Here is a 23,339-nt window from a genome sequence, read left to right on the forward strand (position 1 = left end):
ATGTTTCGCGCCACGTTGCAGTTCCAGGATGGCGGATCGTTCGAACTCGATGTTCCCGAGGGGCGAACGCTGGTCGAAGCCGCGCTCGAAGCCGAGGCGCCGCTGCGGTCTGACTGCATGAGCGGCACCTGCGGCTCATGCGTCGGGCGGCTGCTGCGCGGCGAAGTGACGCGCGACCCAATGGATCAGTCGATCGTCAGCGAAGACGAGGCGGCGGCAGGCATCTACCCGACCTGCCTGACCCGCCTGGGCTCGGACGCGCGGTTCGAACTCGATTACCCACTCGATCCTTGCCCCAGTCCGCCGACGCGCATGCGCGCAGAACTGGTGTCGAGCGAGCGTGTAGCGACGACGGTGTCACGGCTGGTGATGCGGGTGGACGATCCGGACGCTTTCCGCTTCCAGCCGGGCCAATACTTGCGGCTGCGCCCGCCTGGCCTGCGTGTAGCACGTGCCTACTCGATCGCTTCATCGCCGGCCTCGCTTCCGCTCGTCGAATTGCTGATCCGCCATGTCCCCGGCGGGCAGGTCAGCGGATGGCTCGACGGGGACGCTGCAATCCCCGGGGCGACGATGACCCTGCAAGGGCCGCTTGGCGGATTTGCGCTCGACGACCGGACCGGCCGCGCGGTGTTCGTCGTGGGCGGAACCGGACTCGCGCCGGCCATGGCGATGATCCGCGCCCATGCCGGGCGGCTGCCGATGCTGCTGTGCTTCGGCTGCACGCGGCCAGAGGAGCTGTTCCTCCATGACGAGCTGCGCGCGCTCGAGGCAGCGACGCCGGGCCTGGAGGTGCGCGTGGCGCTGATGGAAGGCGCCTCGGGCACCATCCGCGCGGGCACGGCCGTGGCGCTGCTCGCGGGCGATCCGGTCGCGGGATCGAGCTATCACTTGTGCGGCCCCCCGGCGATGGTGGATGCCGCACGCGCGGCCTTGCGCGCCGAAGGGGTCGGTCCCGAACGCATCCGCGCCGAACGATTCGCCGTCGGCGGCTGAGGCGGGACCGGCGCCTGTGAGCAACGAGCTGTCAGGTACTGCTCGGGACGGTCACCTCCGGCATGCCGACGGACTTTGCGTCCGCTGCTCTAAAGAGGTCGGTCGATCTCAAGCAGTTCCAGCGGATGGTCCAGAGTGCCCGTGCCGACGAACAGGCGGCTGACGCCAATATCCTCGGCCCACGCCACGCCGGTCGCTTCCGCTTCCTGGGCGGTGGCGAAAAGTTGCGTGTCGATGACCGACACCGATTCGTCGTCATTGTCCTGCGAGCACAACGCCGATGCGGTCAGCTTGTAGTTCCCGCCCGGCTGTTCTTCGATCCGGATGCAGTCGACATCGACGGGGGCCTGCTTGCCGATCGGTAGTCTGATGATTTCCATCGCGCGTTCCTTGCTGTCCCTGAGGACTAACGCGGTCGAGAAGTATCGGCTCCGGACGGAGTGGCAGCACGATGAAACGCGGCGCGCTCTGGAGCGTCAATGTAGTATCGCGAGCGATGGCTGACAGGCGCCGAATGTTCAGGACGGGCCGGAACAGGCGCTGGCGGAGACGCCGGGATTCGAACCCGGGGTGCCCCCTTAAGAGCACGACGGTTTAGCAAACCGCTGGTTTCAGCCACTCACCCACGTCTCCGGATGCGGCCTTGAGGGCGCGGCTATAGCGAGGGAGGTGGAGGGCGGCAAGGGGGGTGCAGGCGTGCTCCGGCATTCATGGGCACATTTCCGTCTGTCCTTGCTCCGCCTTCGGTTGGTCGCAAAACGGAGTCGGCCAATCGCCCGTTCATTGTTCGATCAGCCGCGATCTCGTTTACCAACGGTTGGGTGCGACCAAAGGCGATTGCCGATACGTCGCGTGCGCCGGCCATGGGCGCGGGAGGGGTTTGCGAAGGCCATGAACATCTTGACGTTACGATCACGCTGGGCCCGCGCCGTTGCGGCATTGGGGCTTGCCTCGATGGCGCTCGGAACGCCGGCTATGGCGCAAGTGCGCTCGGTCGATCCCGATGCCGCGATCGACGGCGATCTCTCGCCCGGCCAGAACACATCGGCACCAGCGCCGACGCGCGATTATCCAGCGCCGACGAGCTCGGCGGGCACTTCCGGCAACGGCACGCCGGTGGATACGACATCGGGCGCTCCCGCGACGACGACGAGCGAGCCGCCGGCTTCGGTGGACGATTGGAGTCCGCAGTCGATCGGTACTGAGGCGAACACGCCGCAGGGCAGCACGTACCGCAAGGACGACCTGATCGGCGCGGCCGAGGGCGTGTTCGGGAAGGGCGCGCAAGGACTTGCCAGCCTGATCGAGGATCTGCTGAAGAAGCAGGGCGAGCCCAACGCCTACATCGTCGGGCGCGAGGGCTCGGGCGCCATCGGTGTGGGCCTGCGCTATGGCTCGGGCACGATGCACCACAAGGTGGAGGGCACGCGCGCGGTGTACTGGACCGGGCCGTCGATCGGCTTCGACGCCGGCCTGAATGCGGCGAACGCCTTCGTGCTGGTCTACAACCTCTACGACACCGAGGACCTCTACAAGCGGTTCCCGGCGGGTGAGGGGCAAGCCTACCTGATCGGCGGCTTCCACGTCAGCTACATGCGTCGCGGCAACGTGGTGCTGATCCCCGTCCGCATGGGCGCGGGCGTGCGCCTGGGCATCAACGCGGGTTACATGAAATTCACGCACGAGCAGAAGTGGCTGCCGTTCTGAGGTTCGGTGCAGAGGCGCGGTAAGCCCGCCAGCCGCCCCTCCGCTGGAAAACCGCCACTCTGCGGCTTGCCGGAAGGGGCAGTGCACAGTAAGGCCCCGCCCGCCATGCTCAGCAACCTCAAGCAACAGCCCGCCGACGCGCTCCTGGCGCTCATCAAGCTCCACAACGCGGATCCGCGCGCCGACAAGATCGACCTCGGCGTCGGCGTCTATCGCACCGGGCAGGGCGACACGCCTGTGTTCGCCGCGATCAAGGCGGCCGAGAAGAAGCTGTTCGAGGAGCAGGACTCCAAGGCCTACCTCGGCCCTGAGGGCGACATGGCCTTCGTCGAGGCGCTGATGCCCTACGTGTTCGGCAAGGATACCGCCGACATGGGCGGCCGCATCGAGGGTATGCAGACGCCCGGCGGGACCGGATCGCTGCGCGTGGCGCTCGCGATGGCGAAGCGCGCAGGGATCGAGCGCATCATCGTCGGCGTGCCAAGCTGGCCCAACCATGCGCAGATCTGCGCCGACCTTGGCCTCGCCGTCGTGGAATTCAATCACGCCACCGCTGCCGGCCAGACCGATATGGACGCGCTGCGCGGCGCTCTGGCGCAAGCCGGCGCCAGCGACGCGATCCTGCTGCACGGCTGCTGCCACAACCCCACCGGCATCGACTACTCGCACGCCGAGTGGGACGAAATTGCGCACCTGGTCGCCGAGGCCAAGGTGCTGCCGATCCTCGACCTCGCCTATCAGGGTCTGGGCAACGGCATGGAAGAGGACGCCTATGGCGTTCGCCGCGTGCTGGTGGCCGTGCCCGAGGCGTTGATTAGCTATTCGTGCGACAAGAACTTCGGCCTCTACCGTGACCGCGTCGGCGCGCTCTACGTCATGGCCGCGGTGCCCGAAGACCTGCCGCGCTTGATGTCGAACGGGCACGTGCTGGCGCGCGCCAACTGGTCGCAGCCGCCGGACCATGGCGCTGCCGCCGTGCGCGAAGTGCTGGCCGATGAAGCGCTCACTGCGCAGTGGCTGGACGAACTCGACCAGATGCGTGAGCGGATGCGCCAGGTGCGCGCCAAGCTCGCCGCTGCCGGCACCGCTGGTGCGGTCGATCTGACGCCCATGGGCGGGCAGAACGGCCTGTTCTCCATTGTGCCGCTCAGCAAGGAGCAGGTGCTGGAGATGCGTGAGAAGCACGGCATCTACATGGCGGCATCCGGCCGGATCAACGTGGCCGGGCTGACGATGGGCAACATCGACAAGTTCATCGCCGCGGTGGCGGATGTGGCCGCCTAAGTATCGGGGCTGAGTACCAGATGGACCGGCAGCCGATCCTCGATGGGGAGCGGTTGCTGCTCCGCCCGCTTGTTCGCGAGGACTGGGCGGCGCTCTACGCCATCGCGTCCGATCGCGAGATCTGGGCTGGCCATCCCTCGCACGACCGCTGGCAGGAGCCGGTGTTCCGCGCCTTCTTCGAAGACGCGCTCGCAGGCGGAGGCGCGCTGGCAATCGTCGACAAGGCGACCGGCGCATTGATCGGCTCTTCTCGCTACGGTGGCGAGGGCGACGCGAAGCTATCCGGAGCCATCGAGATCGGCTGGTCGTTCCTGGCGCGCAGCTACTGGGGCAAGGGCTACAACGCCGAATTCAAGCGGCTGATGATCGCGCATGCGCTGGCACACTACGAGCGGGTCGAATTTCAGGTGGGCGCTGACAACGTGATCTCGCGCGGTGCCATGGCCAACATCGGTGGGCAGTTGGTGCCCGGCCTAGGTGCGACGTACGAGCGTTGCGGCGTCATGGTTCACCACGTGGTGTTCGAGATCACCCGCGAAAGCTTCGCGTTGGGGCCGCTCAGCCGCGCAGGCTCTGCATCCGCTGGAGATAGCGGGCGAGCACGTCGATCTCCAGATTGACTTTGTCGCCTTGCTGCAAGGTGCCGAGCGTGGTCACCTCTGCGGTGTGGGGGATGATGTTGACCGCGAAGTGGCAGCTGCCGTCGGGCTGGTCGGTCACCTCATTCACGGTGAGCGAGACGCCGTCGATGGTGATGGACCCTTTCGCCGCCAGGTAAGGCGCCAGTTCGTGCGAGATGGCGAAGCCGATCCGGCGCGAGTCGCCGTCCGGGCACACGCCCAGCACTTCGCCCACCCCGTCGACATGGCCGGTGACGATGTGGCCGCCGAGCTCGTCGCCAAGCTTCAGCGCGGGCTCGAGGTTCAGCGTGGTGCCTTCGTGCCAGCGGCCCGGCACGGTACGCGCGACGGACTCGCCCGAGATATCGACGGCGAACCATGCGTCGCCCGCCGTGCCGCCCTTGTCGACCACGGTCAGGCACACGCCCGAACAGGCGATCGAGGCGCCCATGGCGATGCCTGCCGGATCGAACGGGCAGGCGATGACGGCACGCAAGTCGCCGGATTGGCGCGCTTCGCGAATGGTGCCGAGGGCGGTGACGATGCCGGTGAACATGGATGCTGCCTTAGCCTCGGCGTGCGTAGACTTCCAGCGTGTCGGGCCCAAGCTGCCGACGATCGGTGAGTTGCCACTGCCCGTGCGCCGTGCTCAGCGTCGCTAGGCCGATGTTGCCGATCCCCGGCCGGCCACCACCGATGACGATCGGCGCGCGATAGATCAGCAACCGATCGACCGCGTTCGCAGCCAGGAACGCGGACGCTGCGCCGGCGCCTCCTTCGACGAACAGGTACTGCACGCCCATCATCGACCTGAGTGCATCGGGCGAACTCAGGGCGTGCCAGCCGTCGGGAGCGACCCCGCGCGTCAACACCCAGCGCTGCGGCGATCGATCGGCAAGTCCGGGCAGGCGCACATCGAGGCGCGGGGCATCGCTGCGCAGCGTCCCGCCGCCCACCAGGATCGCGTCGGCCCGCGCACGCATGGCATGCGTATGCGCGCGCGCGGCCTCTCCAGTGATCCACTGGCTTTCCCCGCTTGCCAGCGCGATGCAGCCGTCAAGTGAAAGCGCGAGTTTGAGGGTGACCTCCGGGCGACCCAGCCCGGTGCGGACGAGATAGCCCGACAGACTTTCCTTGCAGGCAGGGGAGGTGACCAGATCGCACTTGATCCCGGCATCGCGGATCCGAGCGATACCTTGCCCCGCGGTGCGCGAGTCGGGGTCCGCGCAGCCTACGACGACACGTGCCGGGCCGGAGGCGCAGACCAGATCGGCACAGGCCGGTCCGCGCGCCGAGATATGCGCGCAGGGTTCCAGCGTCACGTAGAGCGTCGCCCCCTGCGCTGCCTCGCCGGCAGCTTCGAGTGCCATCGCCTCCGCATGCGGCCGACCGCCGGCTTGCGTCCAGCCGCGCGCGACGACTTTCCCCTCGCGGACGATGATCGCGCCAACACCCGGATTGGGTCGGCTGAGCGGCCTTGCGCGAGCGGCGAGGCTGGCCGCGGCAGCGAGCCAGCGCTGGTCGTCGGTCACTGCGGTGGGGAAGCGGGGGCGGCAGGCGCGGCCGTCGGCTTGCCCTCTGCCGCGAGTTCCGCGTTCGCTTCCTGTCGGCGCTTGCGGATGGCTTCGAGCTCCGCCTTCTTCTCGGCGGCGTTCTGGGCATCGGCTTCGCGCGCGATCTTGTCGACGTCCATGCCCGACCAGCGGCCGAGCTCCTTGTACAAGTTGCGCACATCGGCATCGCGCCGTGCGCGATCGAGCGCCAAGGCCTCCTTGCGCTTCTGGTTGGCGATGTTCGAGGCCTCGATCTCGGCGTCCGTGCGATGCGCAGGAAAGACGGTGATGTATGTGACCTTGGGCGGATGATGCGGCGCGCTCGCCTCCTGGCCCATCATCACGTAGAACACGCCGAAGGTGCAAACTGCGGCAACAGCGGCGAAGCGCCAGCGGTTGCCGCCCGCCTGGCGCCAGACCTCGCGAAAATCGGCGATCATGCCGGTGGGCGATACGTCCGCCCACATTCCGGATCGTTTGAACAATGACATGGCGCCAAGATAGGGCATCGCGGCGGCCGGCGCCAGTTGCCGGAACGGTCAGCCGAACGGCTGGTAAAGCCCGCGCCCTTCGCGCTTGAGCCAGGTGTTGGCAGCGGCGACATCGCCTTCGAACATTCGATCGAGGCACGCGTGGAAAGCCGGTGAGTGGTCGAAGTGGACGAGGTGGGCGACTTCGTGAGCAACCACCGAGCGGCGTACAGCGTCGGGAGCCATCACCAGCCGCCAGTTGATTCGGATCGCGCCGTTCGCGGCACAGCTGCCCCAGCGGCGGGCCGCGTTCGATAGCGCCAGGCTGGAGGTAGGGCGTCCGGCAAGAGCGCAATAATGCTCCAGATCATTGGCCAGGAGCGCGCGCGCTTCGGCCTGGAGCCAGCGGCGCACGCGCGCTTCGATGGCAGTCTCGGGGCCGCCGATCAGGAGCATGCCTGCGTCCACGACCGGGCGGCGCCGCGCGGCGGGTTCGTGCCGGATCGCCAGCGCTTCGCCGCGAAAGCGGATGGTCGCGCCAGGGGCGACCGTCGATTTCGTGGGCAGAGCCGTCAGTTGCCGCTCCAGCCATTCGTGGCGGGAGCGGGCAAAGGCGAGCGCCTCGGCCGTCCGCGCCCAGGTCGGGATGGAGATGCGCACCTCGCTGCCGTCCGGAGATAGGCGCATGGTCATCCGCCGCGCGCGGTCCAGCCGGCGTACGACGATGGGCAGTTCGCGTCCGGCCACTGCGAGGCTCGGGACAGCGCGCGGGTCGCGCCGCAGCCAATCAAGCATCACGGACGAGCCGGCCAGGTTTCGGATGTGCTTGCTGCAGCCAGGATGTCGAGAATGTCGCCGCTGCTGACCCTGTTACGGGTGTCGCTATGAATGAGAAAGGCGTGGCGGCATCGCTTACCATCAATCGACGTCCCACGGATCGCCTTCGGACTCGATCTCATAGCCTTCCATGCCATCCGGCCAGATGATGTGTTGCTCCAGCGGCCCGGCCACGGTCTCACTGACCACCCGGTCGACGATCGACACACCGGCGCGATGCACTGCGTCACGGTCGCCCGAGATGAGGTAATGCCAGCCCGGCAGCGGCTCGCCCGCGGCGCGCAGGCGGTAGGCGCAAGTCTGCGGCAGCCAGTCCAGCGAGCCGGAGTTGCGCGCCGTCAGCCGCATGCAGTCGGGCACGAAGCGGCGCCGGTCGGCATAGCTGGAACAGCGCGCGGTCTTGAGGTCGAGCAGCTTGCAGGCGACATTGGTGTGGTAGACCTCGCCCGTATCGGCGTCCTCCACCTTGTGCAGGCAGCATTGGCCGCAACCGTCGCACAAGGCCTCCCACTCGCGCTTGTTCAGCGTCTCGAGCGGCCGCTCCCAGAACTGCGCGCGAAACTCGGAGCTGCCTATTTCACCCATGTGCCCAATTCCGCCGCGACGGCGTCGGCGCCCTTGTCGACCGGCAGCATGGCCAGCGGCTTGCCGTCCGGGTCCATGAGATACGCGATGCGGCTGTGGTCCATGAGGTATCCGCCTGAGCTCTCCTTGCCCTTGCTATAGTAAGCGGCGAAGGCCTTGGCCGCCACTGCCACTTGGGCCGGCGTGCCGGTAAGACCGACCAGGCGGGGCGAGAACGCGGCCGTCCACTGCCCGACGACCGCGGGCGTATCGCGCGTCGGGTCGATGGTGATGAAGATCGGCTGGACCTTCGCCGCGAGCGCCGGCTTGCTCTGGTCGAACGCGCTGAAACCCTTCATCAGCACTTGCATGTCAAGCGGGCACGCGTCGGGGCAGAAGGTGTAGCCGAAGTAGACGATGCGGTACTTGCCCTTGAAGCTGTCCCACGTGACCGTCTTCCCGTCCTTGTCGATCAGCGTGAACGGACCGCCGATCGCGGCGCCTTCCAACGGCGGGCGCTGCTCGTTGGCGGCGGGCTGACCGCCAGAGTTGCAGGCGGCAAGAAGAAGCGGGCTCATCAGGAGCGCGGCAAGACACAGGAGGCGATGGATCATGGCGCGGCGGTTCATGCTCTGCTAAACGCGCCGGTGCAAGGGCAGCCCTGCGGCAGGACTCGTGCGCCCTTGTTCCAAAACCGGGCGCGCGAAAAAGATGCGAAGGAACAACGAAGTGTCGAAGCTTGGCGGATCGCGTGCGGGACGGATGGTTCGGGCAGCGGTGATCGCGATGGTGGCAAGCGGGATCGGTCTTTCGGTTCCGGCGCAGGCCCAGTTCTCCGAAGGGTACAAGTTCCTCGAAGCGGTACGCAAGAAAGAGGGCGAGAAGGTCGAAGCTGCGCTCCAGTCCGGCGGCGGCACGATCATCAACACCCGCGACGTGACCAGCGGCGAATCGGCCCTGCACGTCGTCACCGCGCGCCGCGATCTTACCTGGCTGCAGTTCCTGGTCGCGAAGGGCGCGAACGTGAACGCTCGCGACGGGCAGGGCCGCACGCCGCTGCAGGTCGCGATCAACCTGGGCTGGCGCGATGGCGTGGGCGTGCTGCTTGGTCGGCAGGCCAACACCGAAGTCGCCAACGACGCGGGCGAGACGCCGCTGATCTCCGCCGTGCACCGCCACGATGTCGAACTGACCAAGCTGCTGCTGCAGGCCGGTGCCAACCCCGACCGTGCCGACAATTCCGGACGATCCGCGCGTGATTACGCGACACTGGACGGACCGAACAATGCGTTGCTCTCCGCCATCAAGACGGAAACGAAGCCCGGCGCCAGCAAGGCCAACAAGCCCACCTACGGCCCGTCGCTCTGAACCGATGACCACCGATCTCGCCATCTCGGGCAGCGAACCCCACCACGACACGTCGCTGGATGACCTGCGCCTTCGCCTTGCACCGTTGATCGCCGATGCCGCCGTGTTCGACGGCTGGAGCGCAGAGGCGGTCCGCTCAGCGGCGGAGCAGGCCGGGGTGGACGCAGACGTTGCGGCTTACGCATTTCGCGGCGGCGCGATGGAGATGATAGCCGCCTGGATCGGCTCCGTGGACCTCGCCATGGCACGCGCGCTGCCGCGGAGCGAAGTCGCCGCGCTGCCCGTGCGGGAACGGATTCGCCGACTGGTGCTCGCGCGGCTCGATGCGATCGCCGGGCAGGAAGAAGCGCTGTCGCGGGCAATGGCGATCATGGCGATGCCGCAGAACGTGGCTCGGGCCCTCAAGCTCGGCTGGAGCAGCGCCGACGTGATGTGGCGCCTCGCTGGCGACGTGGCGACGGACTACAATCACTATACCAAGCGCACGATCCTCGCGGGCGTCTATGGCGCGACCCTGGCCGTCTTCGCCGATGATCACAGCACGGGCAAGGCGGAGACCCGTGCTTTCCTCGACCGCCGGATCGACGGCATCATGCGCTTCGAGAAGACCAAGGCGCAGCTGCTGCGCCCGGCCGAGCAGCGCTTCAGCATGGCCCGCTTCCTAGGCCGCTTGCGCTACCCCGCACGCTAGCCATTTCCGCTCGCAGTTATTGCGAACCAGTTGCAATACCTTGCGCAATCTGGCAGCGGGCGATGATGACTCTCGATCTCCTTCCCGCCGGACAGAGCGCCCGGATCGTGGCTGTCGACTGGAGCGTGCTGGTGGACGAGGAGGCTCGCCGCCTGCGCGCACTCGGGCTGGATGACGGCGCTCGCGTGAAGGTCAGTCACCGCGGTGTATTCGGCGGCGCGGACCCCATTGCACTGGCAGTCGGCCGCATGACGGTGGCGGTGCGCCGGGCGCATGCGGCCGCGATGGAAGTCGAAGTCTTGTGAGCCATCTCTCGTGAGCAAGCCGCGCAAGATCGCGCTGGTCGGCAATCCCAACGCCGGCAAGAGCGCGCTGTTCAATGCGCTGACGGGCGCACGCCAGAAGATCGCCAACTATCCCGGCGTCACCGTCGAGCGAAAGTCGGGCCGCATGGTGCTGCCTTCTGGCGAGCCGGTCGAGATGACCGACCTGCCGGGCTCCTACTCGCTGGACCCGACCAGCCCTGACGAGGAAGTCACCGCCAAGGTGATCCGCGGGGAATTCACCGGCGAGTCGGCGCCCGACGCGCTGATCGTGGTGCTCGACGCGTCTAATCTGGAGCAGCACCTGGTCTTCGCCCAGGAGATCATCGCGCTGGGCAAGCCGACGGTGGTGGCGCTCAACATGGTCGACCTGGCCGAGCGCGACGGACTGGTCCTAGATCCGGTGGCGCTGGAGCAGGCCCTGGGCATCAAGGTCGTGCCCACCGTCGCTGTGCGGCGGCGGGGCCTGACCGAGCTTGCCGAAGCCGTCGCCCATGCCGAGCTGCGCCATCCCGGGCCGGGCCTGACTCAGCTGACCATGACCGAGCGACGCGTGGCGGCGCACGCGATGGCGGATGCGGCGATCCTGTCCGAATCGAAGCGTCATCGCCTGCACGCTCGGCTCGATCGCACGTTGCTCCATCCGTGGCTCGGGCCGCTGATCCTGTTCGCGCTGCTGTTCGTGGTGTTCCAGGCGGTGTTCGCCTGGGCGACGCCGTTCGCCGATGGACTGGAAGCGGGCGTCAACCTGCTGAACGCTGGCGTCAACGACGCGGTGCCACCAAGCCTGGCGCGTGATCTGCTGACCGACGGCATTCTTGCCGGCGTCGGCGCGGTCGTCGTGTTCCTGCCGCAGATCGTGATCCTGTTCTTCTTCATCCTGGCGATGGAAGCCTCGGGCTACATGGCCCGCGCCGCGTTCCTGATGGACCGGATGATGGCGCGGGTCGGCCTGTCGGGCCGCAGTTTCATCCCGCTGCTCTCCAGCTTCGCCTGCGCCATTCCGGGCATCATGGCGACTCGCAGCATCACCGATCCCAAGGACCGGCTGACGACGATCCTGATCGCGCCATTGATGACTTGCTCGGCACGCCTGCCGGTCTACGCGGTGATCATCGCCGCCTTCATCCCACAGCGCACGGTCGGGCCGGGCATCGGACTGCAGGGCCTGGTGCTCTTCGCGCTCTACATCGCCGGCATCCTGGGCGCGATGGTCGTGGCGCTGATCCTGCGCAGTTCCGTGACCAAGGGCGCGGCCAGCGGCTTCATCATGGAACTGCCCAAGTACCAGCTGCCCGCGCCCAAGGACCTCTTGCTCGGCCTGTGGCAGCGCGCGTGGATCTTCCTGCGCCGCGCGGGCACGATCATCTTCATGGTCACGGTCGTGCTGTGGCTGTTGCTGAACTTCCCCCGCGCGAGCGAAGGCCAGAACCAGGTCGACGCCTCGATCGCGGGCAAGATTGCCAATGGCCTGGCGGTCGTCGTCAAGCCGATCGGCTTCGATCGCGACATGGCGCTGGCGCTGATCCCGGCGATGGCCGCGCGCGAGGTGGCGGTCAGCGCGCTGGCGACGACTTACGCGGTCGCGGCTCCGGCCGACGATGAGGATGCGCAGGCGATGGCGCTGGGCGACCAGCTCAAGTCGCGCTGGACCCTGCCGATGGCTCTGGCCTTCCTGGCGTGGTTCGTCTTCGCACCGCAGTGCATGTCGACCATCGCGGTGACGCGCCGCGAAACGAATGGGTGGAAATGGCCGGCGTTCATGTTGGCTTACCTGTTCGGCCTTGCCTATATCTTCGCCGGAATCACATACTGGAGCGCCGTCGCCCTCGGCCTCTAGTCTCCCGCTAGGAAGAGAGAACAATGGCAGGCAGCGTCAACAAGGTCATTCTGGTCGGCAACCTGGGGGCCGATCCGGAGGTCAAGTCGTTCCAGAACGGCGGCCGCATCGCGAACCTGCGGATCGCCACCAGCGAGAACTGGAAGGACAAGAACTCCGGCGAGCGCAAGGAGCGCACCGAGTGGCACTCTGTCGTGCTCAACTCGGACGGCCTGGTGGGCGTCGCCGAGCGGTTCCTGCGCAAGGGCAGCAAGGTCTACATCGAAGGCCAGCTGCGCACCCGCAAGTGGCAGGACCAGTCGGGCAATGATCGTTATACCACCGAGATCTCGGTTGGCGGCATGGGCGGGGTGCTCACCATGCTCGATGGCGCCCAGGGCGGCGGCGGTAGTGGTGGCGGCTCGCGCGGCGGTGGTGATTGGGGCGGCGGTGGCGGCAGCCGCTCGTCGGGCGGCGGTGACGATTGGGGCGGCGGCAGCTCGCGCGGTGGCTCGTCTTCGGGCGGTTCGTCGGGCGGCAGCGACTGGGGCCGGACCGGCGGCTCGTCGGGCGGCGGCTTCGGCGACGACCTGGACGACGACATCCCGTTCTGATCGGAGCGCTAGAACATCCTCTCCCCGCAAGGGAGAGGACTTCACGTTACAACTTAAGATCTTTCAACGCCGAGAACGGGCTCGCGTCCTCGCCGCCATTCAGTTCGGGTCGTTTGCGGGCGTCGTCGGCTTCGGGGCCGGTCAGGAACGGATCGATCGCCAGGCCCAATGTCTGCGCCACCGCTTCGCCCAAGTCGAAGTGGCTGCCGGCATAGTCGATCTCGTCGAACTCCTCGGCGCTCAGCTCGATCTCTTCGTCGGGACCATACGTGCGCGCTTCCGGCACGAAGCGCACTTTGATCGGTTCATCGACCGAGACCGGCAGGTCCTCCGCGGAGACGGCGCAGGGCTGGACGATCTGGGCGCGGACGCTGCCGACGGCCTCGACCGTCCGGTCCTTGCGGTGGAGCACGACATCCGCCTCTAAGCGATCGACCCGCACGATCCCAAAGCGTCGCGCCAGTGCGGCACGCTCGGCCTCGCTGGCGTCCAGGTGCACCGCCTTGCCCTCGCACTGGCGCACGTCGAACTCGCGGGAGAACTCCGGCTTGGCGCTCATCGTGCGATCTTTCCCGCCAGCAGGTCGTCCGGGCTCGTGGCGTCGAGCTGGTGCCACAGCGCGAGCACGGCCGCGGCGAGTGCGGGCTTGTCGGCCTGGTCGATCAAGGTGACGTTGCGTTCCAGAACCGGCACCAGCGCCGTTTGCGGATCGCTGGCGGCCATGGCCTCGCGTAGTGCGCCGATCCGCCCGCCCAGCGTGCTGACCAGCTTGCCCATGCGTTTGCCGACGACCAGATCACCCACGCCCGACTGGCGCAACTGCCCGTCCATGTCCTCGACGAAGAGCTCGGTGAGGCGTGCTGCCAGTACTTTCAACTGTTCTTCCCGCTCCATCCGCAGCAGGACCAGGGAAAGCACCATCGTCACTGCATCGAACCGGCCGGGCACGGTGTCGGCAATGCCGCCTTGCGCATACCACGGCTTTTCGCGCGCGATCTCGACCGTGCGGTGCCAGAGCGGGCGAACCGGAGCGCGGTCGTCGGACGTGCGGCCCAGCAGGCGATCGATGAGGGACAAGGGACGGGAGCCTTTCGGGTGCATGGAACGAGGCGTTCAGGGGCAATTCAATCGAGCGGCCGCAACGGCCATTGCGCAGTCGGGTGCGTGACCGTAAGGCTCGAACCCGATTGATCTGGCCGAACGTCTCGGCCGATATATGGGCGGCAGGGCTGCTGGCAATGGCCGGCGCACGGCCGCTGCGGACTGGAGTGGGAATAATGCGCAGCTTCGGGCAGATGGCCTGGCTCTCCGTGGCATCGCTCGGCCTCGTGGCGGCAGCGAGTGGCTGCACTTCGATCACCGACCACCGCGGCTACATCATCGACCAGGCCCTCGTCGATGCGGTGCAGCCCGGCGTCGACAATCGCCAGTCGGTGGAAAAGACGCTCGGCCGTCCGACCTTCACCAGCCAGTTCGGCACGCAGGACTGGTACTATATCTCGCAGAACGTGAAGACACCGCCGTTCCGCCGGCCGCGCACCAGCGACCAGACGATCTATCGCCTGCGCTTCGATCCTGCCGGCAACGTCGCCGCGATCGACAAGCGCGGCATGGAGAAGGTCGCGCGGTTCAGCCCCGAAGGCGATAAGACGGCAACTCTGGGCCGCCATCGCGGCCTGCTGGAGGATCTGTTCGGCAACGTCGGCACCGTCGGTACTGGCGGCGGAGGCGCGGCACCGACCGGCGGTCCGAACGGCAGCCAGTGATGCTTACGATCGGCGCGGATTGAAGACCCGCCGCGCCGACATATATCCCCGCCATGGACAATAGCGGGGCGAGCCACGGCCTCATCCAGTGGCACGGGACTACCATCATCGGCGTGAAGAAGGACGGCAAGACCGTCATCGCCGGCGATGGTCAGGTTTCCATGGGCAACACCGTCATGAAGCCGAACGCGCGCAAGGTGCGGCGGATCGGCAAGGGTGAAAAGGTCATTGCCGGGTTCGCCGGCGCGACGGCCGACGCCTTCACCCTGTTCGAGCGTTTGGAGAAGAAGCTGGAGCAGTACTCCGGCCAGCTGACCCGCGCCGCGGTGGAGCTTGCCAAGGATTGGCGGACCGACAAGTACTTGCGCAACCTGGAAGCGCTGATGATCGTCGCTGATGAGACCGCGCTGCTGGTGCTCACCGGCAACGGCGACGTGCTCGAGCCCGAAGCCGGGATCGCCGCGATCGGCTCTGGCGGAAATTATGCGCTCGCGGCGGCCAAGGCGATCGACCAGTACGAGGCCGATGCCGAGGTGATCGCCCGCAAGGCCATGGCGGTCGCTGCCGACATCTGCGTCTTCACCAACGATCGCGTGACGGTGGAAACCGTCTGACCTCATCTCCCCTCCCGCTTGCGGGAGAGGGGTCGGGGGAGAGGGTGTCGAACGCTGCTCATCCCTCAACAATCTTCCCCCAGCCCTTCCCGCATGCGGGAGGGGAGAAGGACACAAGCATGAACTCCTCCCTCACCCCCAAGGCCATCGTCGCCGCGCTCGACTCGCACATCGTTGGCCAGACCGAGGCCAAGAAGGCCGTCGCCGTCGCACTGCGCAATCGGTGGCGGCGGCAGCGCCTCCCCGCCGAACTGCGCGACGAGGTCACCCCCAAGAACATCCTGATGATCGGGCCCACGGGCTGCGGCAAGACCGAGATCAGCCGTCGCCTGGCCAAGCTCGCCGACGCGCCGTTCGTGAAGGTGGAAGCCACTAAGTTCACCGAGGTTGGCTACGTCGGCCGCGACGTCGAGCAGATCGCCCGCGATCTCGTCGAGGAAGCGATCCGGCTCGAAAAGGAACGCCGGCGCGAGTCGGTGCGCGAAGCCGCGAGTAAGGCGGCGATGGAGCGGCTGTTGAACGCGCTCGTGGGTGACAGCGCCTCCGAGGCGACGCGCGCCGCGTTCCAGCAGCGCATCGTCGAGAACGCGATGAACGACACAGAGGTCGAGATCGAGGTGGAGGACGCCCCCGCCGCGCCGATGGAGATCCCCGGAATGGGCGGCTCGGTCGGCATGATCAACCTGGGGGACATCATGGGCAAGGCGTTCGGCCAGAACAACCTGAAGCGCCGCAAGATGAAGGTGCCCGCCGCCTGGGACAAGCTGGTCGACGAAGAGTCCGAGAAGCGGCTCGACCAGGATGACGTCAACCGCACCGCATTGGCCAATGCCGAGACCAACGGCATCGTCTTCCTGGACGAAATCGACAAGATCGCCGTCTCCGACGTGCGCGGCGGCTCGGTCAGCCGCGAGGGGGTGCAGCGCGATCTGCTGCCGCTGATCGAAGGCACGACGGTGGCTACCAAGTACGGGCCGATGAAGACCGACCACGTGCTGTTCATCGCCAGCGGAGCCTTCCACGTTGCCAAGCCCAGCGACATGTTGCCCGAACTGCAGGGCCGCCTGCCGATCCGCGTCGAGCTGAAGGCGCTGACCGAGGAGGACTTCGTGCGCATCCTCTCCGAAACGCGCGCGAACCTGGTGGCGCAGTACAAGGCGCTGCTCGAGACCGAGAAGGTCACTGTCGAGATCACTGCCGACGCTATCGCCGAGGTCGCCAGGATCGCCGCGCAAGTGAACGAGAGCGTCGAGAACATCGGCGCGCGGCGCCTGCAGACGATCATGGAGAAGCTGCTGGAGGAACTCAGCTTCGAGGCCGAGGACCGTCAGGGCGAGACGGTGACCATCGACGCGGGCTATGTACGCGAGCGGTTGACAGAACTGGCCGGCGACACCGACCTGTCTAAGTATATCCTGTAGGCTGCCAGCGACCGCTCCCGTCCGCCCGGGCTCGACCCGGGTCCGGTTGCGGCATCGCACAACATGGCATCACGCGGCCGGCAACCTCGTGGCATGGCGGAACAAGCCCGGGTCGACGCCGATCCCTTTCCTCAGCCCGGGTATGTGCTACGTCTCGTGCAGAGGAGACCAGCCATGCCAATCGAAGGCGGATGCCGATGCAAGCAGGTGCGCTACAGCGTTGAGGGTGAGCCGCAGCACACGGCCTTGTGCCACTGCTCCGACTGTCGCAGTTCCTCGGGCGCTCCGGTGGTAGCCTGGACAGCCTTTAACGCCGATCGATTCACCGTCACCGCCGGAGAGGCGCGCGTCTACAATGGCGCGGGCGAAGCATACCGGCACTTCTGTGGGAACTGCGGCACCGGACTGTGGTACGTCAACGAGCCGTACCTTCCCGGGATCGTCGACATCCAGACGGCCACCTTCGACGACCCCGAGGCGTTCGTCCCTGGCGCCCATATCCAGGTGGCCGAGGAGCTCTCGTGGATGAGGACTGCGCACGATCTTCCGCATTTCGATCGCTATCCGGGCTGAGCGCCATGTCGATCCCGCCCGACGACCGCCCCGTCTATCGCCTGCTCACCGGCAAGGACGACCGCGCCTTCTGCGAGCGCGTGTCCGAAGCGCTGGAGCAGGGCTGGCGGCTCTACGGCTCGCCATCGCTCCATTGGGACACGTCCGAGAACTGCATGAAGGCGGCCCAGGCGGTAGTGTGGAAGGATGCTGAGGTGATCAAGTAGGCGGTTCTGCAGCGACCAATCAACGCCACGGACGGGGAAGGTAGTGGGTTAGGTAAGAGTAGCCGCTTGTCAGGCCTACTCCGCCGCTTCCTCGAACTCTTCCTGCTCGGCCGCCTGCCGCGCCCACATCTCGGCGTAGAGACCATCGCGCCGCAGCAGGTCGAGGTGGCTGCCGCTTTCCGCCAGCTGCCCATCCTGCAGCACCAGGATCTTGTCCGAATCCGCAATCGTCGAGAGCCGGTGCGCGATCGAGAGGCTGGTGCGGTCCTCTGAGACACGATGCAGCGTCGCCAGGATGTCCTGCTCGGTTCGGGTGTCGAGCGCGCTGGTGGCCTCGTCCAGCAGCAAGATCGGCGGGTTCTTCACCAGTGTGCGGGCGATGGCGACACGCTGCTTTTCACCGCCTGAGAGCTTGAGGCCGCGCTCGCCCACTTCGGTGGCAAAGCCTTGCGGCAGTCGCTCGAGCAATCCCGTCAGCGCCGCGCCGCGTGCTGCGGCCTCGACGTCCGCCTGGGTCGCGTCTCCGCGGCCGTAAGCGATGTTGTAGCCAATGGTCTCGTTGAACAGGACCGAATCCTGGGGGACGATGCCGATCGCGGCGCGCAAGCTCGCCTGCGTCACCTGCGCGATGTCCTGCCCGTCGATCAGGATGCGCCCTGACCACGGATCGTAGAAGCGGAATAGCAGCCGCGCGATGGTCGACTTGCCGGCGCCCGACGGCCCGACGATGGCATAGCTCTGGCCCGCGGGCACCTCGAACGAGAGCCCCTTCAGGATCGTGCGGTCCTTCTCATAGCCGAACAGCACATTGTCGAACACGACCGAAGGCCGCTGGATCACGAGCGCCGGCGCGCCAGGCACGTCGGCGACTTCCTGCGGTTCGTCGAGCAGGCGGAACATCTCCGCCATGTCGATCAGGCCCTGGCGGATGGTGCGATAGACCATGCCGAGCATGTCAAGCGGGCGGAACAGCTGCGCGAGATAGGTCTGCACGAACACCAGCTGGCCCGCGCTGTAGCGGCCCTGCCACCAGCCATAGACCGTCCACGCCATCGCCGCTGCCATCAGCAGGTTTACCACGAGCCCTTGCGCGATGTTGAGCAGGCCGAGGCTGTTCTCGCTCTTCACGGCGGCATGGGCGTACTCGGTGGTGGCCTGGGCATAGCGCACCTCTTCGCGCTTCTCGGCGCCGAAGTACTTCACCGTCTCGTAGTTCAGCAGCGAATCGACTGCATGGGCCAGCGCCTTGCCGTCGAGCCGGTTCATCTTCTCGCGCAATGCGGTCCGCCACTCGGTGATGGCGCGCGTCACCCAAATGTAGGCGATCACCGCCAGCGCGGTCGCGGTGACGAGCGGCCAGCCGAAGTTCAGCTGGAAGATCACGCCGACCACCACCAGCTGCAGCACGGTGGGCGCGATGTTGAACAGCATGAAGTACAGCATCGTGTCGATGCTCTTGGTGCCGCGCTCGATCACCTTGGTGACCTCGCCGGTGCGGCGCGCGAGGTGAAAGCGCAGGCTCAGCTTATGGAGCTGTGCAAAGACGTTCTCGGCCAGGGAGCGGGTGGCGTCCTGGCCGACACGCTCGAAGACGATGTTGCGCAAGTTGTCGAACCCGACGCCTGCGAACCGCACCGCCGAGTAGGCCAGTACCGTCAGCATGACGAGCGTCAGCGCCTTGGGTCCGGTCGCGCCCATCGCGTCGATGGCCCATTTGAGCAGGTAAGGCAGCACCAGCTGCGAGGCGGTGGAGGCCAGGATCAGCAGCGTCGCCACCACGATCCGCAGCCGCAGCGCCGGATTGTCGCGCGGCCACAGGTAGGGGAGGAAGCGGGCGAGCGTCCGCCATCCGTCGTGACGGGCCTTGGGATCGCGAACTGCGGTATCGGGTGGCATCGCGGGGGTATGTAGGGAGGCGAGGCGCTCAACGCAAAGCGCTGCAAGATTCTCGCTCGTAGCGAGACTCAAGCGCTCACCGGGCTACATCGAAGAACACCTTGCGTGACGCAAAATCGATGGCGATGCGGCGAAACGATCGCATCTCGCGCATGCCCAGGAAGATCGCCGGCTTCTCCGCCAGCTTCAGCCCGGCAAAGGCAGGCGCATCGGCAAAGGCGATGAGGACATTGCTCACCTGCAGCGTATCGAGCTTGAGCTGGCGGGCGATGCCGAAGTCCGCAACCAAGGTCTGGCCGGTGACGCTGGCCAGCGAACCGACGCCTGCCGACTTCTTGCGCAGCGCTCGTTGCAAGGCGCGATTGCCGATCGTCCCTTGGGCGCCGGTATCCACCACCACGTCGACGCGCACGCCGTCGATCAGTGCATTGGTGAGGATCAGCCGCCCCGAGCGCCGGCGCGCGCGCACGACGATCTCGTAGCCGCTCGCCGGGCCGATCTCGCGCGGGGTGCCGATGGCGATGGTCTGGCGGACGAAATCGAGCACCACCCGCTGGCCTTGCAGCGAGTCGGTGCCGATGATCCCGTCTGCCCCCATGTGCCGCCCTTCGAGCAGCGGCACGACCAGCCCAGCAACCGATTGTTGGCCGAACGCAAGCTGCTCCACGTGCGCGGTAGCCACCTGGTTCACCCCCGCCACGCCGACGATGCGCACTGACGGTCCCTGCGCCAGCGCCAGCCGGCTTGCGACGGCAGTCGACAGCACGGTGCGCTGCGATCCAGTGTCGATGAGGAAGCTGTATGGTCCGGAGCCTTGCACGGCAACGGGAACGGTCATGCGCGCGGCCGCGTCACGTGCCGTCTCGATGAGGTCGATGTCCTCGGGCGCTGCGGTGGGGAGCGTCTGCTGAGCGCCCAAGATCAGGGGATCGGCGATCAGCAAGGCCAATGCGGCGGTCAGTCCCGGCATGATCTCCTCCGAGCCGCCCCGATCTACGCGGAGTCGCGCTGGGCATCAGCGTATCACTGCGGGCGCAGGAAAGCGAGGAAACCGCAAGCCTAGACGCGACGGTCCCGATTCAAGCAGCCCGCATTCTCAGCCGATGCACCAGAGGCTCCACCGCATGCCGCACCGTCGCTACCAGATCTTCGCGAGCAGGATGGCGCAGCACGAACACGCCCAGCAGCCACGCCGCGCCAGAGGCGAGCGCCGCCATCGCCAGCCCGGCGAAGCCCAGGGTCGCCGGGCTGCGCCACACGTGCGCGGCATAGAACGCGGGAAGGGCGGTCAGCACGGCCACACCCGCGCTGCTCGCGTAGATCCGCCGCATCACCGGCCAGCGAAAGCCGACCATCCGGTGCAGCCAACCCGCGTAGATAGCGACCCAGCCCAGGCCCCAGACCAGGCGCGAGGCGGCAGCCGCCTCCACGCCCATCGCGGCGCCGGCGGCCAGGGTGACGATCGACAGCGCCGTGTCGGCCAGGTTGAACCACAACAGCTGCTTGATCCGGCCGAGCAGGATCGGCAGGTCCATGTGCAACGGGAGCGCCACGAAGCAGCACTCGGCCAGCGCCACGAAGGCCAGCAACGGTGCGGCCTGCGACCATCCCGGCCCGTAGAGCAGCAGGATCACCGGCTCCGACAGCACCGCCAGCAGGACCATGGCCGGCCAGACGACCGCGCCGTGCGCCGCGACCACCCGTTCGTAGTAGGGCCCAAGCTCGCGTCCTTCGTCGCGCAGCCGGGCGAACGTCGGATAGTAGATCGCGCTGACCGCGCCGGCCACGAGGTAGTGCAGCTGCGAAGCGAGCGCGACCCCGCGGCTGAACAGGCCCGCCGCCGCCATGCCCTGCATGCGCCCGACGATAAGGTCGGGCGTGCGCATGCCCAGGCCTCCCGAAAGGTACAGCAGTGCGCTGCCCGATCCGAAGCCGACGATCTCCTTCATCCGCTCGAGCCGGACGCTCAGCGACAACGGCGCCGGCTGCCACAGCTGCGCTACGACCGCGCGCACGGCGGACTGCGCGATCATCGCCCAGGCCAATGACTCCGCCGAGAAGCCGGATGCAGCCAGCACCAGAGCGCACGCGCTGTTCGCTACAGCTCCAGCACAGTTGATCGTGAACGTCGCGCGAAAGTCGAGTCGTCGTGAGAGCAGGGCAACCGGCACCACGCTCCAGGGATTGAGCAGGTAGGAGGCAGCGATCAGCCCCAGGATGCCGAACAGCCGCGGCTCTCCGTAAAACCGCGCGACCGGCCAGGCCAGCGCCATGATCAGTGCGGCCACCACGAACGAGAACAGCACTGCAATTACAGTGCAGTGGCGTACGGTGTCCGGATCGGCAGTAGGATGGCGACCGATGTAGCGGGTCAGCCCGAAGTCCTGGATGATCGACAGGATCATCGCCGCCGCCAGCGCGACCGAGAACAGGCCGATCTCCTCGGGCTTCAGGAAGAAGCGGGAGATGACGACAGAGGTGACGAACTGCAGCGCGAAGAGGCAGTACTGGCTTCCCGCCGCCCACAATGCGGCCGAGCGCACGCTGCCCTGTCCCCGTCCGCTATCGGATGCCGCCTCGCTCATGACGAGGCGCCGGGCGAAACCGCCAGCGTCGCCGCGAGCCGCAGCGCGCGCACCGGCTCGCCGAAGCGCAGCAGGCGCACCACAGTGCGCCACATGCCATCCCGCCGGCCGCCATCGCGAAGATGCCGGATCAGCAGGTCGAAACCTTCCTCGCGCATGGCCTGGGCCGAGTAGAGCAGGCCAAGCGCCACTTGTTCACGCACCTGGCGCGACACGCCGGGACGCCCGAACAAGGCGTCGAGTTCGTCGATCGCAGGCAGGCGCTGCAGGCTTGCCGTCGGATCGGGCCGGCCGGCCTGGCGCTCTTCCCAGGCAAGCTGCGCAACCGCGGTGCCGAATTGCTGCTCGGTCGAATGGCGCGCAGAGACCTGCCCTGCATAACGGCGGTAACGCAGCAGCCGCTCGGGGATGTTGCCCAGCTTGGTGACGCTGGCGAGCCGCAACCACAGGTCGAAGTCCTCGCAATGGCGAAACGCGGCATGATATCCTCCGACGGAGCGCACCACATCGCGACGGTACATCGCCGCAGGGTGACAGATCACCTGTTGTCCTTCTGCGATCGTCGCCAGCACTTCGTCATGGGTAATGGGGTGGTCCGCGCCGGTGCGGAACATCGGCTCCCCATGCTCGCCCATGTCCTCGCTCCAGGAGCCGACGACGCCATGATCGGGATGTTCCGCCAGGAATGCGAGCTGACGCTCGAAGCGGACCGGCCGGCAGATGTCGTCGGCATCCATGCGCGCGATCACCGGGGCTTCGGCGCGCGCGATCAGCTCGTTGAGGCTTGCCACCAGTCCGCGGTTCTCGCGTACGATCGGTTTCACCCGGGCGTCCACCCGCTCGTAGCTGCGCAGGATGGAGGCGGTGGCATCGGTCGAGCCATCGTCTAGGATCAGGAACTCGAAGTCGCCGAAGCTCTGGCCGAGCACGCTGTCGATCGCGGCCGCAAGGAAGCGCTCGCCATTGTAGACGCTCATGGCGACCGAGAGTGCAGGGGGACGCGCCGGACTGGCCATGTGCCTCGTGGTATCCAGTGATCGGCGGCTCAGGTGACCGCCAGTACCTGCCTGCGCAGATACCCGTCTGCAGTAAAGAAAGGGTGAGGAGGCCGCTGCGAGGGACGAGGCACGTCTAAGGGCAGCGAGCCGGCAGGCGTATTCGCTTCATCGGCGGCCTGTTTGACGCTTACGGAAAGGAATTCCGGCCCATCACACCCTGGATTGTCTCCCAAACCCGCGCAAATCCGCCATTTCCGCATTCGCATGAAACTTTTTTGAAAATAGTGTTTGACCGACTCAAGTGCCCTCCATATATGCCGCTTCACCGGACGGGACGACGCCACTGAGTGGCTCCACTGCCTGGTCGCCAACATGACGGACAACTAAGTCCCCCACCTGAAAAGCGGGGGATGATTGGTTGTCCGGCTTTACTG

Annotated in this window: 27 protein-coding genes and 1 tRNA gene; 14 read left to right on the forward strand and 14 right to left on the reverse strand. The window is 66.9% G+C overall.

Features of this window, described 5'->3' with window-relative positions; all coding sequences use genetic code 11:
* Positions 1 to 996, forward strand: coding sequence for a 2Fe-2S iron-sulfur cluster binding domain-containing protein (locus tag GV044_RS21565; protein ID WP_159874522.1), 996 nt, complete (start codon positions 1 to 3; stop codon positions 994 to 996).
* A gap of 89 nt (positions 997 to 1,085) precedes the next feature.
* On the opposite strand, the gene GV044_RS21570 is transcribed toward GV044_RS21565, so the two are convergent.
* Both GV044_RS21570 and GV044_RS21575 read right to left on the reverse strand, forming a co-directional pair.
* Positions 1,086 to 1,376 (reverse strand): hypothetical protein, encoded by a 291-nt coding sequence (locus GV044_RS21570; RefSeq protein WP_159874523.1) that lies wholly within the window; start codon positions 1,374 to 1,376, stop codon positions 1,086 to 1,088.
* A 161-nt stretch (positions 1,377 to 1,537) separates the two neighbouring features.
* Positions 1,538 to 1,629 (reverse strand) — tRNA-Ser (locus tag GV044_RS21575).
* A gap of 258 nt (positions 1,630 to 1,887) precedes the next feature.
* On the opposite strand from GV044_RS21575, the gene GV044_RS21580 reads away from it, so the two are divergent.
* From GV044_RS21580 to GV044_RS21590, 3 genes are all read left to right on the forward strand, one after another.
* Positions 1,888 to 2,703: a DUF1134 domain-containing protein gene (locus GV044_RS21580; protein WP_236555172.1), complete on the forward strand. Its 816-nt coding sequence runs from the start codon at positions 1,888 to 1,890 to the stop codon at positions 2,701 to 2,703.
* Between the two features lie 105 nt (positions 2,704 to 2,808).
* The gene (locus GV044_RS21585) at positions 2,809 to 3,987 is read left to right on the forward strand and encodes an aromatic amino acid transaminase (RefSeq protein ID WP_159874524.1); all 1,179 of its coding nucleotides are present in this window, start codon (positions 2,809 to 2,811) and stop codon (positions 3,985 to 3,987) included.
* A gap of 20 nt (positions 3,988 to 4,007) precedes the next feature.
* Positions 4,008 to 4,607 (forward strand): GNAT family N-acetyltransferase, encoded by a 600-nt coding sequence (locus GV044_RS21590; protein WP_159874525.1) that lies wholly within the window; start codon positions 4,008 to 4,010, stop codon positions 4,605 to 4,607.
* Here the strand turns inward: GV044_RS21590 and GV044_RS21595 are convergent.
* The 6 genes from GV044_RS21595 to GV044_RS21620 form a co-directional block, all read right to left on the reverse strand.
* Positions 4,546 to 5,163: a riboflavin synthase gene (locus GV044_RS21595; RefSeq protein WP_159874526.1), complete on the reverse strand. Its 618-nt coding sequence runs from the start codon at positions 5,161 to 5,163 to the stop codon at positions 4,546 to 4,548. The two genes, GV044_RS21590 and GV044_RS21595, sit on opposite strands and share 62 nt — an antisense overlap.
* Before the next feature lie 10 nt (positions 5,164 to 5,173).
* Positions 5,174 to 6,139 (reverse strand): bifunctional diaminohydroxyphosphoribosylaminopyrimidine deaminase/5-amino-6-(5-phosphoribosylamino)uracil reductase RibD, encoded by a 966-nt coding sequence (gene ribD, locus GV044_RS21600; protein ID WP_159874527.1) that lies wholly within the window; start codon positions 6,137 to 6,139, stop codon positions 5,174 to 5,176.
* Entirely contained in the window at positions 6,136 to 6,651 is a 516-nt protein-coding gene (locus GV044_RS21605; protein ID WP_159874528.1) for a hypothetical protein, read from the reverse strand. The genes ribD and GV044_RS21605 overlap by 4 nt, the downstream gene beginning before the upstream one ends.
* Positions 6,652 to 6,699: 48 nt before the next feature.
* The gene (locus GV044_RS21610; protein WP_159874547.1) at positions 6,700 to 7,425 is read right to left on the reverse strand and encodes a M48 family metallopeptidase; all 726 of its coding nucleotides are present in this window, start codon (positions 7,423 to 7,425) and stop codon (positions 6,700 to 6,702) included.
* A gap of 123 nt (positions 7,426 to 7,548) precedes the next feature.
* The gene (locus GV044_RS21615; RefSeq protein ID WP_159874529.1) at positions 7,549 to 8,052 is read right to left on the reverse strand and encodes a YcgN family cysteine cluster protein; all 504 of its coding nucleotides are present in this window, start codon (positions 8,050 to 8,052) and stop codon (positions 7,549 to 7,551) included.
* Positions 8,040 to 8,660: an SCO family protein gene (locus tag GV044_RS21620; protein ID WP_159874530.1), complete on the reverse strand. Its 621-nt coding sequence runs from the start codon at positions 8,658 to 8,660 to the stop codon at positions 8,040 to 8,042. Before GV044_RS21620 ends, GV044_RS21615 begins: the two co-directional genes overlap by 13 nt.
* Before the next feature lie 100 nt (positions 8,661 to 8,760).
* On the opposite strand from GV044_RS21620, the gene GV044_RS21625 reads away from it, so the two are divergent.
* The 5 genes from GV044_RS21625 to ssb all read left to right on the forward strand — a co-directional run bounded on the left by GV044_RS21625 (position 8,761) and on the right by ssb (position 12,846).
* Positions 8,761 to 9,399, forward strand: coding sequence for an ankyrin repeat domain-containing protein (locus GV044_RS21625; protein ID WP_371741667.1), 639 nt, complete (start codon positions 8,761 to 8,763; stop codon positions 9,397 to 9,399).
* 4 nt (positions 9,400 to 9,403) lie between these two features.
* The gene (locus GV044_RS21630) at positions 9,404 to 10,090 is read left to right on the forward strand and encodes a COQ9 family protein (protein ID WP_159874531.1); all 687 of its coding nucleotides are present in this window, start codon (positions 9,404 to 9,406) and stop codon (positions 10,088 to 10,090) included.
* 65 nt (positions 10,091 to 10,155) lie between these two features.
* On the forward strand, positions 10,156 to 10,395 hold the full coding sequence (locus GV044_RS21635) for a FeoA family protein (protein ID WP_159874532.1): 240 nt from the start codon (positions 10,156 to 10,158) through the stop codon (positions 10,393 to 10,395).
* Positions 10,396 to 10,405: 10 nt separating this feature from the next.
* Positions 10,406 to 12,253 (forward strand): ferrous iron transporter B, encoded by a 1,848-nt coding sequence (locus GV044_RS21640; RefSeq protein WP_159874533.1) that lies wholly within the window; start codon positions 10,406 to 10,408, stop codon positions 12,251 to 12,253.
* 23 nt (positions 12,254 to 12,276) lie between these two features.
* Positions 12,277 to 12,846, forward strand: coding sequence for a single-stranded DNA-binding protein (gene ssb, locus GV044_RS21645; RefSeq protein WP_159874534.1), 570 nt, complete (start codon positions 12,277 to 12,279; stop codon positions 12,844 to 12,846).
* Between the two features lie 46 nt (positions 12,847 to 12,892).
* Here the strand turns inward: ssb and GV044_RS21650 are convergent, their stop codons facing one another.
* Both GV044_RS21650 and GV044_RS21655 read right to left on the reverse strand, forming a co-directional pair.
* Positions 12,893 to 13,405, reverse strand: coding sequence for a DUF177 domain-containing protein (locus GV044_RS21650; RefSeq protein ID WP_159874535.1), 513 nt, complete (start codon positions 13,403 to 13,405; stop codon positions 12,893 to 12,895).
* Entirely contained in the window at positions 13,402 to 13,947 is a 546-nt protein-coding gene (locus GV044_RS21655) for a ubiquinol-cytochrome C chaperone family protein (RefSeq protein ID WP_236555173.1), read from the reverse strand. The genes GV044_RS21650 and GV044_RS21655 overlap by 4 nt, the downstream gene beginning before the upstream one ends.
* Before the next feature lie 176 nt (positions 13,948 to 14,123).
* Between GV044_RS21655 and GV044_RS21660 the strand changes: the two genes are divergently transcribed.
* The 5 genes from GV044_RS21660 to GV044_RS21680 all read left to right on the forward strand — a co-directional run bounded on the left by GV044_RS21660 (position 14,124) and on the right by GV044_RS21680 (position 17,426).
* The gene (locus tag GV044_RS21660; RefSeq protein WP_159874550.1) at positions 14,124 to 14,612 is read left to right on the forward strand and encodes an outer membrane protein assembly factor BamE; all 489 of its coding nucleotides are present in this window, start codon (positions 14,124 to 14,126) and stop codon (positions 14,610 to 14,612) included.
* A 53-nt stretch (positions 14,613 to 14,665) separates the two neighbouring features.
* On the forward strand, positions 14,666 to 15,226 hold the full coding sequence (hslV, locus tag GV044_RS21665) for an ATP-dependent protease subunit HslV (protein ID WP_159874536.1): 561 nt from the start codon (positions 14,666 to 14,668) through the stop codon (positions 15,224 to 15,226).
* A 119-nt stretch (positions 15,227 to 15,345) separates the two neighbouring features.
* Positions 15,346 to 16,647, forward strand: a complete 1,302-nt coding sequence (gene hslU / locus GV044_RS21670) for an ATP-dependent protease ATPase subunit HslU (RefSeq protein WP_159874537.1) — start codon at positions 15,346 to 15,348, stop codon at positions 16,645 to 16,647.
* A gap of 174 nt (positions 16,648 to 16,821) precedes the next feature.
* The gene (locus GV044_RS21675) at positions 16,822 to 17,220 is read left to right on the forward strand and encodes a GFA family protein (protein WP_159874538.1); all 399 of its coding nucleotides are present in this window, start codon (positions 16,822 to 16,824) and stop codon (positions 17,218 to 17,220) included.
* A gap of 5 nt (positions 17,221 to 17,225) precedes the next feature.
* A complete protein-coding gene (locus GV044_RS21680; protein WP_159874539.1) occupies positions 17,226 to 17,426 on the forward strand; it encodes a DUF1737 domain-containing protein in 201 nt (66 codons plus the stop codon).
* A 75-nt stretch (positions 17,427 to 17,501) separates the two neighbouring features.
* Here GV044_RS21680 and GV044_RS21685 read toward each other — a convergent pair whose 3' ends face one another.
* The 4 genes from GV044_RS21685 to GV044_RS21700 form a co-directional block, all read right to left on the reverse strand.
* Positions 17,502 to 19,322 (reverse strand): ABC transporter ATP-binding protein/permease, encoded by a 1,821-nt coding sequence (locus GV044_RS21685; protein WP_159874540.1) that lies wholly within the window; start codon positions 19,320 to 19,322, stop codon positions 17,502 to 17,504.
* Between the two features lie 76 nt (positions 19,323 to 19,398).
* Entirely contained in the window at positions 19,399 to 20,292 is an 894-nt protein-coding gene (locus tag GV044_RS21690) for a retropepsin-like aspartic protease (RefSeq protein ID WP_159874541.1), read from the reverse strand.
* 109 nt (positions 20,293 to 20,401) lie between these two features.
* Positions 20,402 to 21,907 carry an oligosaccharide flippase family protein gene (locus tag GV044_RS21695; protein ID WP_159874542.1) on the reverse strand — a complete coding sequence of 502 codons (1,506 nt, stop codon included), beginning with the start codon at positions 21,905 to 21,907 and terminating at the stop codon, positions 20,402 to 20,404.
* The gene (locus tag GV044_RS21700; RefSeq protein ID WP_159874543.1) at positions 21,904 to 22,923 is read right to left on the reverse strand and encodes a glycosyltransferase; all 1,020 of its coding nucleotides are present in this window, start codon (positions 22,921 to 22,923) and stop codon (positions 21,904 to 21,906) included. The genes GV044_RS21695 and GV044_RS21700 overlap by 4 nt, the downstream gene beginning before the upstream one ends.
* Between the last annotated feature and the right edge of the window lie 416 nt (positions 22,924 to 23,339).

The organism is Novosphingobium sp. 9U (assembly GCF_902506425.1).
Taxonomy (GTDB): Bacteria; Pseudomonadota; Alphaproteobacteria; order Sphingomonadales; family Sphingomonadaceae; genus Novosphingobium.